The sequence below is a fragment of the Mycobacterium sp. NPDC006124 genome (assembly GCF_040614235.1).
GTDB lineage: Bacteria > Actinomycetota > Actinomycetes > Mycobacteriales > Mycobacteriaceae > Mycobacterium.
This window is the reverse complement of record NZ_JBEXUA010000011.1, coordinates 159,370-176,850: the sequence shown is the minus strand read 5'-3', so window position 1 is coordinate 176,850 and position 17,481 is coordinate 159,370. Positions and strand designations below refer to the sequence as shown.

Sequence of the window (17,481 nt, the reverse complement as noted above, 5' to 3'; positions counted from 1 at the left end):
ACCCCGCATTTCGATGGATTCGCGGGTATCCGGCGCGAATTCCGGGCGCCCGCGGGTGCGGCTCGCAGTAGCGGGAAGGCCGGCGCCTGGCGGCGCCTATGTGCCGGGTTCAGTATCGTTGTTAGACAACGGTTTTCGACTTCTCGGGTTGGGCGAGATGGCCTGCGGCCATCGTTGGCGGTCGCTTATCGTTGTGGTGCAACGGTTTTGGCATCCCGTTCATGGTGATGGCTTTGCCATTGGTCATATCTCAATCGTACTGTATTGCAGTGTGTTTCGGTTGTGTCGTCTCGGCTTCGCCTCGACCAGTGTGGTGGGGTTGCGGTACCCGGCCGGCGGACTCGACTCGAGGTCGTTGCGCGCCTTCGCATCTCGACTCACGTCCGGGCTGCGCCCTCAAATGTGATATGCATTGTGTAGCAGCAGTATTCGACTATTACGTCATTGCGCGCCTCCGGCGCTTCACCCCCGCAACTCAGAGGCCTGGACCACGGCAGTCAGGCAACGCCGCCACCGACGCTCCCATAGCTACAATCTAAACTAGCTGTAATACCTGAGGGTCAACGGCTGTCCGAGCCCCTGCCCCCTGCACACAACCGATCGCGCGGACGTCTGCACCACCGAGGCCGTCAGCTGGGATGCTCGTAGTCCACCACGCGCAGGAGGGCCCACCGTTGACCGAGGCACACCACGTGAAGCTCTCCGAGGTGGCCCACACCGCCGGCATCCCGACCGACATCCTCAAGATGATGGTCGCCGACGACCTCCTTGCCGGCGCCGTGCGCGGCCGCGGGGGTCACATCTACTTCCGTGACGGTGAGATCCCGACGTGGAGCGACTGCATCGAGCTGCTACGTGAGCAACGCGATCGGCACCTCCGGCGGGCGGCGGCGGCATTGCGGCGCCTGGAGACCGAATTGGAGGCCGTACGCAACGACATCAACGAAGCCCGCGAGCATCCCCGAGACACTCTCGGCATCGACATGATGAGCTTCGGACACTGGCCACACGACCGTATTCAGTCATCGCTGCGTGGCCAACCCCTCATCACCGCGGTCCTGGAGCAGTTCACGATCGAGCGCCTCGCGATCGTCCGCTACCACGATGCGTACCTCGACGCCCTGTCCTCCGAGAGCAAGCTCCCGCCGGCCGACGCCTAACTCCTCGGGCTTACACGGCCTCATCCTCTGCGTGCCCCTCTCGGTGGCAGTTGGCGTCGCCGCCGTCTCGACCTAACTCGGAGATCGTCAACGCAGATGGCCCGTCAGGGCCCAAGTCGCCCAGGTTTGGCTTGAGGTGGCCTCAGCACACGAACAAGTCCGCCGGAATCTCGTTCGACACCCTGTAATCCGCCGGCGCTCAGCCCCAGAAGAGTTGGACCACCTTATTCCGTTCACCGGGGCCGCGTGGTCAGTGCTCCTGCGGGGCGCTGCCCCGAACGGAGCACCATCATGAACATCTGGGCCACCATCGCCATTGTCGGCGTCGTTGCCGTCGTCGGCTACTACCTCACTGCGGCGTTCATCGTCGCCAAGACCGGATCCACTGCCGGCATCGGTGACCTGGCGCGTGGAGCCGCGGAGATCGTCACGGCGCTGTTCTCCTCCGGGGGCGACAGCTAGACCCTCACCGCGCTTTTGGCGTTCACCTCAGCTCCGCCGGTGCTGATGATCGCGCTCCACGGCGCATGTGCAAGATCCACCCCACCAACCACGCAGGTCCGGGCTCCCGGCGGAGCACCTGCATCTGACGCTGCGTCAGTCCGTCCGGGTGATCGCCGCGACGTCCCGTGACCAGGGCGGGCCCGCGCAGCAGCGGAACGGTCCGCGCAGAGAACTCCGATACCGCCAGCAGGTTGAGGGTGGCCATCCGGTTCACCGGGAGATTGCCTGCGCCGGCGTCGAACCAGAACACGAGCCCGTCGGCGGTGGTGACCGATTCCGCGGAGGCTCCGACGTGTGTTTCCACCACACCGCGGGTGACGTGGACCAGGCGCATGGTCTCGTCGGCCGGCATGAGAAGCCCTACCGGGACTTGGGCCTCCAGTAGCGCGACGTCCTCGGGACTGAGGTCACTCACCCGGCGCCCCTCACCGCGTTGCCCGGCGCACGGTGTAGCTGGTCCACCCGGTGAGCTCGCGCATGATGACCGGCTCGCGGCCGGTCTGAGTGCAGATCACCTGCAGCACACCCCCGCTGACGACAGCGACCACATCGACATCGGCGGGCAGATAGCGGGTGGCTGAGACGATCTCGGTGTTGTGGTCGTCGAGCTCGACCTCGACGCTGGCCGCGCCGGCGATCTGGCACTCGCGGTAGTACTCGACGGGCATCGGTTCCAGCAGCTCGGCCGCGGGATGGTTAAACACAAACAGCTTGGTCGTGAGCGCGGTGTCGGTCGTCATCGGGATAGGCCCTCTCTTCGTGTCCGCGCGATGGGTTCGCGCAGTTGGTCCTACCGTAAGAAACGACCGTGCAGACCTTCCGGCCACAACGTTCTGACCTGCGCCGATATACATATCCAGCGCTGGACCACCAACGCGCGGGTCAGGCTTTGCGTCCGAACATCTCCGAGGCCGGCAGGGTCCGCTCCACCACGCACCACGCTCCCCACAGGTGGGGCTGCACGTGCAGTGTGGTGGTGTCCATCATGTTGGCGAAGCGGATCTCGACGTCGACGAACTCGCCGGGCTTGGCCGCCTTGAGTTCGGCTTCGACCCGCTCGGCGGCGTCGGCGGAATTGTCGGCCAGGCCGTACATCATGAACTGGTCTGGTGGGGCGGTGGTGCTTTGAAGGGCCAACGCCCACGCATTCACCACGCCCTCGAAGTTCGGGTTCATCGGTTCTCTTCCAGTGACTGCTGCAGCGCCTTCACCACCACCGCGCTCAGGGCGGGCACGTTAGCCGGCTCCGCCATTTCAGCATCCAGGGCCGTGTCGGACAGGCCGCGCAGACGTGCCTCTTCCTCCTCGGATAGCCCTGTCACGTGAAGGAGCAGTTGAATCGCGGCGTCGCGAGGCAGTTCAAGACGCATGCTCTGGCTCGTCATGGCTATTGGTGGTCCTTTCTGTCGGCGAACGGTGTCTATCCGCCCTGCCATCTCGTCACATGGCGTGAATTACGTTCAGAGGCTCTTGCGGAGGACTTCGTAGAAGCCGGCGGGAATCACGTCATCGAGTGTGAAGCCGTAGGGCTCGATGACCGCCAGGAGTTGCTCTCGGGTCGCCTCAGGGTCGATTTCGTCGTCTTCGTCGGCGTCGTCGATGGTGAGCCCTTGGAGGTAGCGACGAAATGTGATGTCCGGCCCAGTGTTCGACGCCTTGTACAGCCCGCCGATGAGGTTCTTCGTCGCTTTTTCGAAGGCGTCGAAGCTCTCTTCAAAGCTCCGGGGTTCTTGGTTCTCCATCTGATCGGCTCTCTTTCCACTACTCGGGACCTCATCGTGGTGGCCACTCGGTCTTGTCCGGCACTATGCCAAAAGCGTGGGACATGCTGACGTGTTGAAGTGTTGCTGCGAAAACTCCTGTTCAAGGCCAAATCCTGCGGCGTCGCTCAAGCGTTGGGCTCTGCGTCGAGGGCTTCGAACTTGGTGGCCCGTGTGATCACGGTCTGGTCGACGTCGCGGTAGGTTTCGTGGGCCTTGACCGTGGCCGCAGCAATGGTGAATCGCTGACCTACCTCGATGTCGAGCGCGCGATGGGCCTTCCATACGAGGGTGTGCCCGTCTTCGGCGATCGCGACGAGGAAAGTAGTTGTGCCCCAATTACCTTCGTCGTATTTCACGGTTTTGGCGGTAGCCGTGATGTCCTTGATGCGTTGTCCAACCTCGCCGAGGTAGCCGGCGACGACGGGGTGGGCCTTGCGCTCGGCTTCGATCTGCTGTTGGCGGGCGTAGACCTTGACCAGTGAGCCGAGGATGCCGACGTTCTTGCCGGTGACGTTCTTGCCGGCGAGCAGGACCCGCAGGTTGCGGCCGTAGTCGCTGTCCTCGGCGGTCTCGGTCACCGAAGCCTTGATCGCGGCGAGCAGTTCGGTGTCGGCGAGGTGGCCGGCCGCTTCGGCGGCCTTGGTGCGGTAGTACTCCCGGTCGGCATCCCTGAGCTTGTTGATGTCGAAGAACAGGCTGGTGCGCACCCTGCTGACCGTGGAGGTCTCGGAGTACATGCCGGACGGGATGTAGGCGCGGCCCTTGTCGGAGTGGGCGAATGCGTAGGCCAGCACGACGTCGATTGAGGCGCCGTAATGCCGAGGCCCGAAACCGCCGTCGACGTCGTTGCGGGTGAAGGCTTGCAGTTCCTCGTCGAAGGTCAGAGACCACAAGCCCTTGGGGCTGACACCGGTGTACAGCTCGATGCAGGAGTGCCCGAGCTGGATGATGGCGCCGTCGCGATCGTCGCGGACGAGGTAGAGCCGGGACCTGCTGCGCTCAACCTGGCAGTGGTCGCAAGCGTTGTCGCCGCGGGGGCTGTAGCCACCGAGTTCCTGTCCGGGCGCCGAGTGCACGGTGGTGCCGGCCTCTTCGGGCACCAGACGGGCAACGAACGTGAAGTGGCCGTGCCGCAGGGTGAGAGGACCGGTCAGCGTCGCGCGAACCCAGGGCTCGTAGACGTAGACCGGTTCGTGGTTACTCGCCACCGCCAGATCGGCCTGGGCGATGTTCTTCTGGCGCTCGAACTCCTCGTAGGCCAGCTCGAAGCGGGCGTCGAGGCTTGCTCGCTCCAGGCGCTTGTTGGCCTGGGAGATCTTGGCTTTGAACGCGTCGAGCTTGTAGGACGGAATCTCCCACTGATGGGTCTCGACGGTCTGCAATTCCATAGCGATCATGCTGTCCCCCTGGGGGATTGGGTGACCTGACGCGCACGCCTGGCCGGCTTCTTTGTTGTAAACCACTTTACACCATCGGCGGCATTCCGCCTATTGGTTTCTGCGCTCCTCCCCCGGTTCTGTTGAAAGTACGCACGTGCCGCAGCACGTGCGGCAGCACTGGCCGGTACCACCGCCTCGACCTCGGGCCTGGGCGCGGCCAGCTGCTGCCGTCGCGTCACCACCGGCCGCTCAGGCAACCGCCGGAGCCGCGACGCCAGGAACGCACCCGGATTCTCGATGAGGTTCGGCCAGGACCAACCACGTTGGCGCATATCGGCGTTGAGCGCCGCGGTGATCTGGTCGGCCGTCCAGGCCTCCAGGTCCAGGCCCGAGCGGGTGAGGGCATCGCACACGTGCCCGATGTGCCCGCGGCCAAGTCCTGCGCAGAGTCCCCGCCTGCCGTATTCGTTACCGACGAGCTCGTCGGCCAGTCTCTGCACGTGCAGGGGCCGCAGCGCGCAGCGCCGGGCCCGCCGTGGGGGTCTCGTCGAGGATTTTTGTGACTGCGGCGCGCGCGTGCGCGTGCTTGGTGATGTCTTACCAACAGGACTTACCCGCCTATCCCTTCGGGATGGCGGTAGGTCGCAAACGCGGGGGTTATCCACAGGCTTCTTGCGGCTCACCAGGTGCCACACCGAGGGCTTCCTCAGGTCGATCGGCGCCAGGGCCGATCCGGTGCCGCGGCGGATCTCGACGGCAAACCCGGCTTCGGCGAGCAGCCGGCGCACCGTGGTCACCGTGCGAGGCGAGCAGCCGGCGGCCGCGGCGGCCGCGGCGTTGGTGACGGCGCAGTGCCGACCGCTGCCGTGATCGGCGTGGGCGGCGAGCACCTCGGCGACCCTCATCAGCATGGCCGGGCGCAGATGAACCCGACTGCGGACGGCCTCGCCCTCCTCGGTGGTGAGCCACCGCTCGAGTTCGGCGATCCATTCCGACCGGCTCACCCAAACCGGCATCGACGCGGGCGCGTGCCCGCACTCGACGATCCAGCGGCGCCGGGCTCGGCGCCGCTGCGCACGCGCTGAACGCGGCGTGCGCGACGGTGAATTATCACGATTTAGCTCACGGAATAGCGCGTCATGTGGACCCGATTTTGGGTGTGCGCTACCGTGGCACCTGTCCGCCAAGACAAGTCCCTTCGGGGATGGGCGCAAGCCCAACGAGACGAGTTCGTACCTCGGCTCGACAACTTCAGATCGAAGCCCTTAGCCCTGCCAGGCTGAGGGCTTCGATGTTTCTCAGACCCTCCGTTGACGGTGTGGGTCTTGCGCCGCGTATTCAGATGTCGTATTCGGCCCCCCTGCCAGAAAGGGCCCACATCTCCTACATCGCCAGCGGCAGCCCCTCCTTGCGTCCAAGTTCGACCACGAGGTCTTCGCGGCCGACATGCATCGCGAGCACGTCAGCGACGTACTGACTGACTGAGGACACCCCGGCCGCCTTCTGCCGTTGGTGAATCGCGGTCCACACCTCGCGGTGGGGGCGCGTCTGCACCAGAGTGCGTCGACCGGGGTACGGGCCGGGCGCCGTCTCCATGTCCTCGTCGAGAGGCAGAGACTGCCGATGCCCGAGATCGGTCACGAGATCCTCACGACCCACATGGATCGCCAGGACGTCGGCGAGATACGGGCTCAGTTCCTTGATGCCGGCAGCGTGCTGCCGACCGATGACGAGATGGAGCACCTCGTCGAACGGGCGAGTCTGAATGAGCGCCCGGTCTCCTTTGTGTCGTCGGCCAGCCATGGCGTTCACCCTCTCACTCAAGATCGCAAATCTGATTCGGACACGCCGGTGACGGGCCCTGCAATCCGTAACATCCCACTCCCCCACCGCCGGTCCGATCGCCTGGGAGTTCGCGTTGCTCGTTGCCCTCTGACGGGGAATCACGACCACGGAGCACCGGGTCTGTGCACCGCCACCCTGTAGGAATCGGCACGAACTTTCCGAATACGTGCCACCTGCGATCAGCACGGTGGCCGCAGAGCCTCTCACCGGCGGCTCCGCGCGAACCGACCTCCCAGGAGGACCTCGTGGCCAAGACCTCGAAACCTCGACCGTTGTTCACCGTGCGGACCGCCGTGGTACTGCTGATCGCGCTTCTGCTCGCCGCGGTCGCCGGCAGTCTCACGTTCTGGGGCACCATGAACCCGCCCTTCGCGGTGCTCGCCGCCGTCAGCGGGTTCTTGGGCGGGACGCGGTGGGCCCACCGGCTCATCGAGTGACGCCGGACGGAGAGGGCCCCTGCGCGGTTAGTGAGCGTTGGGACAGCCACTGTTGGCATGCTGCAGCGCGGTGCCGGCTTGTCCGTACCCGCCGGGTGGGCTGATCTGTGCATGGCATCCCGGACAGAAGACCGACCACGTGTGCAGCCCGCGGTATCGCGTGGGCACCACACGAGGTTTGTGCACGCCGGCGGCGTACTCCTTCGCCATCTGGTCCGACTCGGCGGCCGACATCGGGGCGTAGGGCTCGTCAGCGCCGATGCCGGCCAAGGCCGATTGAGCTGGCGCACAATCCGAGGCCGCGTAGGCCTGCGCCCACTGGTGAGCATCGGCGGGACTGGTGAAACCACCCTCGGGAGTCACGAAACCGTCGCACCCACCGCAGTGCGCGCCGAACGTGCGCAACCCGTACCACCTGGTCTTCAGGACCCGCAGGACATGCCCCGCGGCGGACGTCATCGGCTCGAACAGTGATTCGTCGGCCTCCACACGCAGTGCAGCTTCTACGCGCTCCAGTGCTGACAGATCCGCCGTTGATCGCTCCAGGGTCGCGCGAGCATCGCCGCTGCACCGTCTGGGGCCGCCGGTCTCATGGGCTGCCTTGCACATCAGTACTTCCCCTTCCCTGCTGTGTCCGCCCCCTCAAAGCGAGGGAAGGTGGTCAAACAGGAAGTACCGGCCGATGTCGGTGATTCCGTCAGGCGCCTGGGAGCCAGACAGATCCTCGCTGCGCTCTACCCGCTCGACCCGAGTTGCGGGTGACCGGTAAAGGCGAGCTCGGCGATCGAGATTGCGGAGTAGCCGCGCAGCACCGCGCGGGCGTGCGCGGCGGTCTCAGCCAGGTCAATCGGCTCGTGGTCCCCACCTGCGACCACCGCGGTAAGCCACCCCCGATAGAGCTCGGCACAGTCCTGCACGTCCTCGCGCGCACTCCCGTACGCCGACGCCCACTGCAGGACCGACGAGTTGAGCGCGGCGGCCGCGGCCGCCACGTCGGTTGCCAGCCACTCCGCGAAACGATCCAGCATCGCCGCCGGACGTTCTCCACTGCTCATGGCCGCGCGCAGCGCGCGCGCCCCGCTGCGCAGCTCACCTGCGGCCGCGCGTAGGTGCGCGACGTCAACTGGCGGCTGTGCGCCGGTCTCCGACCCCTGGGAGAGGAGTACCGCCTGACTCAGTGCGGCATGGAGGTCGTTCGAGAATTCGGGCGGCGAGGTGGGAGAGCCCGCAAGTCGAGCGGACCGTTGGGCGCTTGGCTCGCTGGACGGGTTGAAGACGTCGATCTCCAGGCCCATCAGAGCCAGCTCGGTTCGCCGAACAAGTGTCGCAGCGTCATGCGCGTAGGCCAGGACGCCTTCTGCGACGCGGGCCAACTCATCAGCTGCCGACTCCAGGGAGTAGGCGAGCCGCCGCGACTCCTGGCATGTGCGACGGCAGAGGTGAATGGTGATGGCGTCGGTGGCCGGCGTCATGACGGGCAGCCGAAGGCGCACTCCTTGAAGCGCGAGGTCGCCGGCCACGTCAGCGACTTGTGCCGCGGCCTCGCGGACCGCAGACAAGTTGAGTTGTAGCGTGGTGGGCATGTGCCCCATCTTGCCCCTGCCGGAGCGTGGATCGGGCTGTGGCGACCCCTCAACCTGCATGAACTTGCTCGCACAATGCATTCACAAACATTATGAACGCTTCGTGATCAACATTCACAAAACACGAATATGAACATCACGTTGGTCGCACGATCACCTGACAATCAGTGCATGGAACTCGCACGAAAGTGTTAGATGAGCTTCACGTGATGGCGATGACAGCTCGTTGTGAAGCTGACATTGAGTATGGATGATCGTCACGCGAGCATCATGTACAACTGTCGTTGGCCTGACATGTGGCAAACATTGAATTCTTGACAAAGTCACGTTTGCGACACGTTTGAATCGCATGGCCCTCACATGCCTTGCATCTAGACCACACATCTAGATCACTCAACAATCACCACACATGTACATCACGCACACACAACATTGATGGTATGAGTTCGGAAGAATCACGTTATGTCTTCAGCACTTGATCTCGGCGCGATCCGTCACTGTGACAGTAGTGAATTGTTCACGCTTCATATGAAGGTCACATTGACTCCATGATCATTTGGCGATCACCTGGCGTCGACCGCTGATCGGCCGTGCGCTGATTACTCGTAGATTGTGCGTTGATCATTCTCATAATCGGCGCACAATGATTATGTGCTGTGAGGGGATCGATAACCCCCTTGAGCAGCGGCAATAACTTCGAGACGGGTTAGCTAAGGAGATTTGATCGGCCTGCATTGGCGTCTAGCTGCGCCGCTACCGGCCGCAGGCGCCCGAGGGGTACCGGATACATGCCCCCGGCGCTTCTAGGCGCTCTACGGGGCTCTCAGACGGTTGTTCCTGAAGGAAGGCTTGAACCACCTCGGCGTTCGACGTCTGGAATCCGAGGCGCCGACGGTTCGCTTGGTCGGGCAAGGAGGCGGTCTGAACAGGTCAAACGTGTGATTCAGGGGCCCGCGCGGGGCGTCGAAGTCTGCGGGAGAGGATCTCGCGGATGCTGCGCTGGGCTTCGAGCCGTGCGGCAGACGGCTCCGAGGGCGGCCGAGGAGCGGGGGAGGGGGCGGCAGCATCGACGGCCTGGATGACGAACGCCGGTCTCGCTTGGATGGGCGGCGTCGGTCGTGCCGGGAGATTGCGAAGTCGATGGGCCAAGAACGGACCGGGCCGGGTGATCTCGTTGGGCCAGGTGAAGCCGCGTTGGCGCATGTCGTCATTGAGGGCCTGGACGAGCTGGGGTCCGGTCCACGACGTCAGCTCCAGGTGGCTGGCGTGCAAGGCGTCGCAGAGCTGCCCCACCACGTGGTGACCGGTACGCGCCCCGAGGCCGGTCGACGTCGAGGCCAACCATCCGGCCAAGCGCTGCGTGTGCAGCGGCCGCGGTTCGCGGCGCCGTCGCTGTTTTTTGGCAGATCGATCTCGCTGCGGGGCGCTGTGCGCCTCGCTTGGAGATGTCGAACCCACAGGACAAGACCCCGTAACCCTTCGGGAACGGGGTAGGTCGCAAAATCCGGCTTTGTCCACAGGCCGGCGGCGCGAGGTGAGGTGCCATACCGACGGGCGGCGCTGGTGAACGGGGGTGGTGGGTGATCCGGTACCGCGGCGCACCTCGACGGCGAACTCTGCTGCGGCGAGGACCCCACGCACCGTGGTGACGCTTCGTGGGCTGCAGCCCGCCGATCGGGCGACGCGAGCATTGGTCACTGCGCAGTGCCGACCGCTGGTGCCGTCGGCGAATCGCGCGAGCGCGGCGGTGACCCGTGTGAACAGGCGTTGTGTCACGTGGGCCTGGCGGAGGACCTGACGGCCGGCGGTGCTGGCTGCCCAGGCGGCGACTTCGCAGGTCCAGGTGGTCCGAGAGGTCCACATCGGGGTGGTGGGGGAGACGACGCCGGCTGCGCGGATCCAGTTGCGGCGGCGGATGCGGAAGTCGGCCTGTTCGAGGCGGTCGCTGCGGACCGTCGTCGACGGCGTGGCGAAGGGCGAACCGTGACGGTCTTGTGACCGTGCGGGCGCACTTTCGTCGCATCCAACGTTTGCCAAACGTGCTGGTAGCACGCTAAAATGGCGGTGTCGCCAAGACATCCGCTTCCCTTCGGGGGAGCCCGCCGGTTGGTAGTGCCAGCTACCAACCGGTTTTTGGTTTTCTGGGTGAGGTTTTCAGTTGTCCGGACGCTGCCAGGCGTCCGATGAACGCAAATCGTGCCACGCGTTACCACCAGCGGCAATGTTCGTCGTTGCAACTAGCCGCTGTGAGGGGCCCCGTTTCCGCCAAATCTGATATGGCTGACCAGCGGTTTTCGACGCGTGTGACAGGAGTGAAATTCGTCCGCGTCGGCGTGTTGCGTCACCGCGGTACCTGTGCCGGGAACATTGGGGCGGTTATAGTCGACGTGCCAGAGAGATCGTCGGGTCAGGGAAGGGAGGACGCGCTCATGCGTTCCACACCGGCAGGCATGCCCGGGGTCTTCAAGTACCGCAAGATGCAGGACCTGGCCAAGAAGCAGGGTCTGACCAATCGCGCCCTCGCAGCGGCCGTGGATGTCAACCAGGGCACGGTTACGCGCTGGGTCAAGGGTGAAGCGGCGCCGTCGCCGAAGTACATCGCACGGCTGGCTGAGCTGCTTGGCGTTGACGCCAGTGAGCTGTACGTCGTCACCGAGACTGCTCGTAATCTTGCCTACTACCGCATTTTGGCTGGTTACAGCCTTGCGCAGCTGGCACCTCTGATCGGAACCAGCCCAGTGCACCTGGGTCGGATGGAAGCCGGCCGCAGCTCGATTCCTCCGCAGGTGCGCGACAAGCTCAAAGAGCACTTGAACATCGACGAGGATCGTTTGGCAAAGGCCATTCGCCGGTCGCAGACGCGCCGCCACCGGCAGGTCGCACGCCCGCTGGAGCCGTACGAGTTCGTGCCGGCGACTCCTCCGTCGACCCGCGAACTCATCGGCGCCTAAACGAATCGATCGACCGCGCGGACGTCTTTGGGTCCGCGCGATGTTGTCGTCCTCCGGGTAAGCCCGACCGCCGCCTCCCGGTAAGCGCGAACGCGCCGCCGAGTTTCCCGCCACGGGGAACTTTCCTCACCAACGAAATCCGCAACGAACCCGGCAGGCGATCGGCCGCATCGAGTTGCCGGCAAGGCATCCTGGGCAGCGCACGCCGCGGCGCAAGATCCATCACCCGCGGTGTTGACTAGCGCGGCGCCCGTGACGACCATTCGCACGCCGACTGAGGGCAAGGGCGTCGGATCGCGGCGATTCACCGTGACGCAGGGGCGGGCGTCCGAGTAGCCCGAGGTAGTGAATTCTTCGCTCGGGTAACAATATTCAAATAGACCTTTACGCAATCGGTCCCACGCGAACCTCCAAACGGGGATCGTCTGTCGACTGTGCGACATGCCCGCTTTGGCGGCGCCCTGGTCGGTGGCGGATAAGCTTCAGCCGTGCCCGCTGCGCCGGCCATCACTTGCGAGGAGTGACCGCCTGCGGCTCCACCCACAGCTGCATACGCAGCCGGGACTGGCCGTTGGCGCTTGTTGGCCAGCAAACGCAGTTGGCGAGCCAGCCGCCATCCGCTCGACGCACCCATGCGACTAGGCGGCCGGGGACCTCCAGCTCCAACCGCACCCCGCAGGCGCGCACCCACAACGGCAGCTCGTCCTGTCGCCGGGTGACGTCTCCGAGGCCGGGGAACGCGCGAGTGAGATCAATGCATACCTCGCGGTCCACCCTGAACAGGGTCGGGTACGTCGGCGAGGAGACCCATTCCTCAAACGTCGGGTCCATGGCCGTCCGGCAAAGAATCGTCTGGCTGTTCCATCGGCCGCTGATCCATCTCGCGTAACTCGCAACGCGGGCCCAGGTCGGGCAGGTAGGCCACGAAGTCACATGAGCGGCAGCGGTGGGTGCGGTGCATCCGCCCGCAAACACAGTGCGCAACCCCCACAAGAACCTGGAAAGGGCCCAGGCGGTGGCCACAGCGCCGACAGACCGAGGGCCGCGGCTCCGCCCATCCCCGGCGTGTACGGCGCAGCTTCACAACCGCGAATCGTACATGTGTTCGAATATGTGGCACCTTTGGCGAGAAGATTCTGGGCCCGGCATTTACGCGAGGTCCGGCTGGGGCGACGTGCGCGTGCAGAGCCTGCACGAGCCCGGCGAGGACTTCGACAGGACGGGGGAGTGTTGACGGTCTCGACCAGTCAGCAGGCCGCGACCGGGCTGTGCTCGTATGCGCTGACCGCCGCCTCGCCCGTCATCATCGACGTCCTCACCTGCTCCGGTGATGCACAGTCCGCCTTGACCGCCGCCACCGTCGCTGCGCAGATCGCGGCCCACGCGACCAGCCAGTGAGCCCACGAGTCGGACTGCAGGCCTGCGAGAATCGTTGCGATGGCCGCAACCCCACTGACAGAGATCCATCTGCCCACGCGGGCCGTGTCCGAGTTGTCCGGCGTCGACGAGGATCAGTGGATCCACGAACACGCGATCAGCGTCGGCCGGCCGTGGTGGACTCGAACACTGACCGAGCACGGCCTCGCCGACACCTTGGCCGGGGAGGCGATCCGCCGCGCCGACATCTTCGCGCTGGCCGACGTCGCCACCGACGATCCCGAGGCCGCTCTGACTCTGTTGTGGAACGCATTGGCCTGGGGCAGCGGCAACAAGCGTCGCAACAACAAAGCCCGCGTAGCCGCCGTGGCGGCCGATCGCGACACCGCGGCCGCGCTCCTGCAGCGGGCCGCCTCACTGAGCCGCACCGACCCGCAGGCCGCCTACGAACTGCTCTACCCACGCAACCGAGCCGCCATCGCCGGTCTGGGGCCGGCGTTCTTCACCAAGTACCTCTACTTCGCCGGCGGCGGCCAGCCGCACCACCCGTGCGCGATCCTCGACGAGAACGTCGCCCTGGCCCTGCAGAGGCACTGCGGCTGGGTCTCGCTGCCGCTCAGCGGCTGGCTGTCCACCGCCTACCAGCGCTACGCCACCCTGCTCGGCACCTGGGCCGACCAGCACCACCTCCGGCGCCGCGACTCGATCGAACGGTGGCTGTTCGAGGCGGGCAAAACCACACCACGGCGCCCCATCCCCGACCACCCGGCATGACCGACGTCGATGACGAGCACGTCGACAACGACACCTGGTGGAACACCGCCTACACCGAGGACACCCTCGACACACCCGTGTCCCGCCTGATCGCCGGCTTCGACGAGATCGCCGCACAACCGATCCACTACAACTGGCTTCCCCCTCGCGCCCGCACCTTCTACGGCACCCGCTTTGTCACCTTCGGCGACCTCGCCGACGAATCCATCGCCACACTTCTCGACCACCCCCAATGCGGCGTCGGCACGGTCAAATCGGTCCTCGCCGCCGCCCGCGACGCGATCCACCTCGCCCGCACAACCCCGCCCGGCGGAGTTGACGAACACCTCGCCACGGCCGTCGGACGCATAATCGACCGCCTCTCCGACTACGACCGCACCGTGCTCGCCGCCCGCGGATGGGCACTGGACCCGCAGACGATCCCGATGACCGCCGCCCAGCTCGGCGTCGCACCGGTCAACGTTCAGCGCAACCAACCCCGCGCCCACCGCCGCCTGACCGATCTACTCACCGATCCCTCCAACGCCGCGATCGTCGCCGCCGGCGTCGAACTACGCCACCGGCTCGGCCCCCTCACCCGCGAGCTGACCGCGCGCCGCGCCCTCGACGAGCTGGGCCTGGATCTGGACACCGATACCGGGCAGCTGCTCCTGCACATCGCCGGCCCCTACGCGCGCAACGGTGCGTGGCTGGAGGACGCCCGCGCCGCAGGCCTGAGCGCCGCCGTCCGTGCCGTTGACGCCACCGTCGCCGAGCACGGGGCACCCACCCATGAGCAGCTCACCCGCGCGCTACTCGAGATCGGCATCCCGACACCCACCGCCAACGCGTTGATCGACACTCAAACCAGCCTGCGCCGGTTCGGCGACAAGTGGGTGCGCTGGGGGGCGACCACCGCGGAGAAGGCAGAAGCCGGTTTGCACCTCATCGGGGTCCCGTCCCTGCCGACAGAGATTGCCCACACCATCGGCGAACACTCCGAGCGCGCGATACGCGAAGCGCTCTACGGTGACGGCCGGTTCGTCCGTACCACCAAGCAGAACTGGGCACTGCGCCGGTGGGGCCTACCTGAATACACCGGGGTGTTCGCCGAGATCGCGCTGCGCCTGAAAGCACACGGAAAACCGGTGAGCACCCAGGCCATCGTCGACGACATCACCGCCACCTTCCCCGACGTCGCCGAAGCCTCGGTCCGATCCTACCTCAGCGCACCCGGATTCATCATCGAGGACGGCAAGGTTCGCCGCCGCACCAAACGCGACGGCTGGCCCGCCGTCGCCGCCTTGAACACCGTGCGCGGCGTCTTTCGCAACGGCGTCGACGAGATCCGGGTCGCCGTGCCCGTGACCGCCGACCTGCTCCGCGGGTCCGGCCAGAAGATCGCTCCAGCCCTCGCGACCGCCTTGGGTGTCCAACCCAAGCAGCGACGGAAGTTCACCGGTCCGCTGACCGACCTCACGCTGTTCTGGCGGGAGAGTGCAACCAACGGCGCCAGCGTCGGATCGCTCCGCAGCGTGGCGACCGCCCTGGACGCCGCACTCGGCGACACCATCGTGCTCATCTTCGACACCGCAGACAGCACCGTCGACGCGGCCCTATTGCGCGTCGACCACGATGACGCCACCGAACTGGAAACGCTTCTGGGAACGTCAGCGCCCAACCCCGCCGCCGCGCTCACGCGGGCGCTCACGTGCACCCGCGCACAGTTGCTTCCTCTTCTGCAGCGGCGTGGAGAGACCGGCTTACTGGCAGCGCGTACCGGCGCCGCGGTGAACACCGCACCGACGCAGCGCTCCACGTAGCGCGAATACGGGACGCCCGGCGCCGCCAGCAGCAGGCGGGCTCCATTCAGTCCCCGGCCGCGGCCCACTCCTCCAAACGCTCAGGCCGCAGCCTGCCCCGGTCGAACCGCAGCTGCTTGCCCTTGTTCAGGTCGACCGCGATCTGGCGCAGCTCCTCGGCGCCGCTGCCTCCCCACTCATTGCGCAGCGCCTCCACCATTAACGCGTCCGGATCGAGCGCGAAGCCACGACTGCGCAGAAACGTCAGCGCGTGAATGACTTCGGAGCGCTCACGCTTGTCAAGCAGTCCCTGGTTGCCCACCGCGATTCCGGTGAGCCCCTCGATGGCGGCGCGCAGTGCGGCCGGCGCCGCCGTCACGGGCGCGATCTCCTGGCCGCCAAGATGCTCCGGGGCGAACGCGGTTACCCACGGTCCGTGATGCGGCACCCCTGGAAATCTCGACGGTCCCTGTGCGCCGACCACCACGAGGCCATTGACGTCACTGCGTTCGACATCCAAGACCTCGGCCAGGTTCAAGAAGAAGCCAACGACGGTGCCCCGCGGCAGATCGTGGTACCGCGACTTCGACGATGGCGAGGTAACCGGCAGGCCGAGCTGATCGAGCTTGTTCTCCTCGACGCTGCGGGTGTCGGGGGCGTGAATGGTGGCATCCTCACCGGCCCACCGCAGAGCCAGCGCCAGAGCGCGGGGGAGAGGTTCATGGGATTCGACGTACGCGCGGCGCATCCTTCGACCCTAGAGCCGAGCAGCGACACTCAGGCGGCGCGGTGCCCGATGATGCTGATCGAGGACACCGCGAAGTCCTTCAGGTCACCGGTCTTGGGTGTGTCCGAGGCGATGACCCCGCCCTGGCCCGGAATGGTCGTAGTGTCCGCCACCGGTCCGGTCGGCGTACCGAACTCGGTGATCGTGATCGTCATCGCCGACGCCAACACCGGCGGCTGAACGGGCGTGACCACTTCGTCGCGAAGATTGTTGGTCGGCTGAGTCAGGCGCGTCTCGTCCGGATCGTTGAACTGGTACTCCACCGTCGCCGCGGTCTTGTGCTTCAGCCACTCATCCGAGCCGTCCGGATTGGCGCGATTCCATCCCGGCACGATGGAGACGCCGGTGACGACGTACCAATTGTCGAACTCCACGCGCAGCACCGTGCCGGGAACGCCGTACGCCGGAACGCACATCCACGCGGTGTTGACGTCCGAGTCGAAGGCCTGCATCGGATCGGTCGACCCGGCGGTGCACCGGCTCGCCGCGGACTTGATTCCGATCGGTCCGTCAGCGCCGGGCATGCCAGGGTCAGCCGGCGCCGACGAGGCGGGAGGCTGCGCAGTCATCGTTGGCACCGAATAGGCAGGTGTTGTCGGGGCGGTCGTCGCGGACTTCTCCTGCTCGCCGCCAGGCAAGACCAGAACCACGACGGCGAGAACCACCACGACCACCGCGGCAATCGCGCCGAGCCGGTGCGAGCGGCGGCCCGCGTCGAACCATCCGAACCGCCACCACGGCTTGTCGCCGGCCGGTACGTCGACTGCTCCGGCGTTCACGTCGTCGGGCACCACGATGTCGTCATCGTCGGAATGGACGTACGCCCCACGACCGGTGCCCGACAACAGGCCCTGATCCGGGGCGCCCGTCATCACTCGGTTCAACTCGTCGAGATCGGACTGCTCGTCCGCGGTGAGATCGCGATGATGGCGGTCCTCGTCGCCGTAGCCCGCATAGGCCGCGTCGTACTCATCGGCGCCGCCGCTCCCGTCGGCGCCATCCTCGTCGCCGGGCATCCACTCGCCGTAGCCTTCGTCGGAGTTCGACGCGAACTCAGCACTCACGTCTTCGAACAAGTCCGGGTCGGCGAGCAAGTCATCGGCGATCGCGTCTGCATGACGGTGATACAGATCGGACATA

At 65.9% G+C, this 17,481-nt stretch carries 20 protein-coding genes; 7 read left to right on the top strand and 13 right to left on the bottom strand.

The window, feature by feature from the left end:
• The first annotated feature begins 674 nt into the window (after positions 1 to 674).
• Positions 675 to 1,160 (top strand): DNA-binding protein, encoded by a 486-nt coding sequence (locus tag ABZ195_RS21595; RefSeq protein ID WP_355221374.1) that lies wholly within the window; start codon positions 675 to 677, stop codon positions 1,158 to 1,160.
• 291 nt (positions 1,161 to 1,451) lie between these two features.
• On the top strand, positions 1,452 to 1,622 hold the full coding sequence (locus tag ABZ195_RS21590) for a hypothetical protein (protein WP_355221372.1): 171 nt from the start codon (positions 1,452 to 1,454) through the stop codon (positions 1,620 to 1,622).
• 22 nt (positions 1,623 to 1,644) lie between these two features.
• On the opposite strand, the gene ABZ195_RS21585 is transcribed toward ABZ195_RS21590, so the two are convergent.
• The 8 genes from ABZ195_RS21585 to ABZ195_RS21550 all read right to left on the bottom strand — a co-directional run bounded on the left by ABZ195_RS21585 (position 1,645) and on the right by ABZ195_RS21550 (position 6,609).
• The gene (locus ABZ195_RS21585) at positions 1,645 to 2,079 is read right to left on the bottom strand and encodes a hypothetical protein (RefSeq protein ID WP_355221370.1); all 435 of its coding nucleotides are present in this window, start codon (positions 2,077 to 2,079) and stop codon (positions 1,645 to 1,647) included.
• Between the two features lie 10 nt (positions 2,080 to 2,089).
• Positions 2,090 to 2,404, bottom strand: coding sequence for a hypothetical protein (locus tag ABZ195_RS21580; RefSeq protein WP_355221369.1), 315 nt, complete (start codon positions 2,402 to 2,404; stop codon positions 2,090 to 2,092).
• A 142-nt stretch (positions 2,405 to 2,546) separates the two neighbouring features.
• Positions 2,547 to 2,840 (bottom strand): hypothetical protein, encoded by a 294-nt coding sequence (locus tag ABZ195_RS21575; protein WP_355221367.1) that lies wholly within the window; start codon positions 2,838 to 2,840, stop codon positions 2,547 to 2,549.
• Positions 2,837 to 3,049, bottom strand: a complete 213-nt coding sequence (locus ABZ195_RS21570) for a hypothetical protein (protein WP_355221365.1) — start codon at positions 3,047 to 3,049, stop codon at positions 2,837 to 2,839. The genes ABZ195_RS21575 and ABZ195_RS21570 overlap by 4 nt, the downstream gene beginning before the upstream one ends.
• Positions 3,050 to 3,124: 75 nt before the next feature.
• Positions 3,125 to 3,406: a hypothetical protein gene (locus ABZ195_RS21565; RefSeq protein ID WP_355221363.1), complete on the bottom strand. Its 282-nt coding sequence runs from the start codon at positions 3,404 to 3,406 to the stop codon at positions 3,125 to 3,127.
• Between the two features lie 146 nt (positions 3,407 to 3,552).
• Positions 3,553 to 4,815 (bottom strand): hypothetical protein, encoded by a 1,263-nt coding sequence (locus tag ABZ195_RS21560; RefSeq protein ID WP_355221362.1) that lies wholly within the window; start codon positions 4,813 to 4,815, stop codon positions 3,553 to 3,555.
• A gap of 5 nt (positions 4,816 to 4,820) precedes the next feature.
• The gene (locus ABZ195_RS21555; protein ID WP_355221360.1) at positions 4,821 to 5,810 is read right to left on the bottom strand and encodes a hypothetical protein; all 990 of its coding nucleotides are present in this window, start codon (positions 5,808 to 5,810) and stop codon (positions 4,821 to 4,823) included.
• 379 nt (positions 5,811 to 6,189) lie between these two features.
• Positions 6,190 to 6,609: a hypothetical protein gene (locus ABZ195_RS21550; RefSeq protein ID WP_355221358.1), complete on the bottom strand. Its 420-nt coding sequence runs from the start codon at positions 6,607 to 6,609 to the stop codon at positions 6,190 to 6,192.
• 287 nt (positions 6,610 to 6,896) lie between these two features.
• Between ABZ195_RS21550 and ABZ195_RS21545 the strand changes: the two genes are divergently transcribed.
• Complete coding sequence (locus ABZ195_RS21545) at positions 6,897 to 7,088, top strand: hypothetical protein (RefSeq protein ID WP_355221356.1); 192 nt, start codon at positions 6,897 to 6,899, stop codon at positions 7,086 to 7,088.
• Positions 7,089 to 7,115: 27 nt separating this feature from the next.
• On the opposite strand, the gene ABZ195_RS21540 is transcribed toward ABZ195_RS21545, so the two are convergent.
• The 3 genes from ABZ195_RS21540 to ABZ195_RS21530 all read right to left on the bottom strand — a co-directional run bounded on the left by ABZ195_RS21540 (position 7,116) and on the right by ABZ195_RS21530 (position 10,024).
• Complete coding sequence (locus ABZ195_RS21540) at positions 7,116 to 7,547, bottom strand: hypothetical protein (RefSeq protein WP_355221354.1); 432 nt, start codon at positions 7,545 to 7,547, stop codon at positions 7,116 to 7,118.
• Positions 7,548 to 7,822: 275 nt separating this feature from the next.
• A complete protein-coding gene (locus ABZ195_RS21535; protein ID WP_355221352.1) occupies positions 7,823 to 8,671 on the bottom strand; it encodes a hypothetical protein in 849 nt (282 codons plus the stop codon).
• Positions 8,672 to 9,601: 930 nt separating this feature from the next.
• Positions 9,602 to 10,024 (bottom strand): hypothetical protein, encoded by a 423-nt coding sequence (locus tag ABZ195_RS21530; RefSeq protein ID WP_355221351.1) that lies wholly within the window; start codon positions 10,022 to 10,024, stop codon positions 9,602 to 9,604.
• 1,076 nt (positions 10,025 to 11,100) lie between these two features.
• On the opposite strand from ABZ195_RS21530, the gene ABZ195_RS21525 reads away from it, so the two are divergent.
• From ABZ195_RS21525 to ABZ195_RS21510, 4 genes are all read left to right on the top strand, one after another.
• The gene (locus ABZ195_RS21525; protein ID WP_355221349.1) at positions 11,101 to 11,622 is read left to right on the top strand and encodes a helix-turn-helix transcriptional regulator; all 522 of its coding nucleotides are present in this window, start codon (positions 11,101 to 11,103) and stop codon (positions 11,620 to 11,622) included.
• Between the two features lie 1,227 nt (positions 11,623 to 12,849).
• Positions 12,850 to 13,020 (top strand): hypothetical protein, encoded by a 171-nt coding sequence (locus tag ABZ195_RS21520; protein WP_355221347.1) that lies wholly within the window; start codon positions 12,850 to 12,852, stop codon positions 13,018 to 13,020.
• A gap of 39 nt (positions 13,021 to 13,059) precedes the next feature.
• Positions 13,060 to 13,773 carry a hypothetical protein gene (locus ABZ195_RS21515; RefSeq protein ID WP_355221346.1) on the top strand — a complete coding sequence of 238 codons (714 nt, stop codon included), beginning with the start codon at positions 13,060 to 13,062 and terminating at the stop codon, positions 13,771 to 13,773.
• Positions 13,770 to 15,575: a hypothetical protein gene (locus ABZ195_RS21510; protein WP_355221344.1), complete on the top strand. Its 1,806-nt coding sequence runs from the start codon at positions 13,770 to 13,772 to the stop codon at positions 15,573 to 15,575. Before ABZ195_RS21515 ends, ABZ195_RS21510 begins: the two co-directional genes overlap by 4 nt.
• Before the next feature lie 46 nt (positions 15,576 to 15,621).
• On the opposite strand, the gene ABZ195_RS21505 is transcribed toward ABZ195_RS21510, so the two are convergent.
• Positions 15,622 to 16,302: a hypothetical protein gene (locus ABZ195_RS21505; RefSeq protein ID WP_355221342.1), complete on the bottom strand. Its 681-nt coding sequence runs from the start codon at positions 16,300 to 16,302 to the stop codon at positions 15,622 to 15,624.
• Between the two features lie 29 nt (positions 16,303 to 16,331).
• Positions 16,332 to 17,480 (bottom strand): hypothetical protein, encoded by a 1,149-nt coding sequence (locus tag ABZ195_RS21500; protein WP_355221340.1) that lies wholly within the window; start codon positions 17,478 to 17,480, stop codon positions 16,332 to 16,334.
• Position 17,481 lies beyond the last annotated feature (1 nt).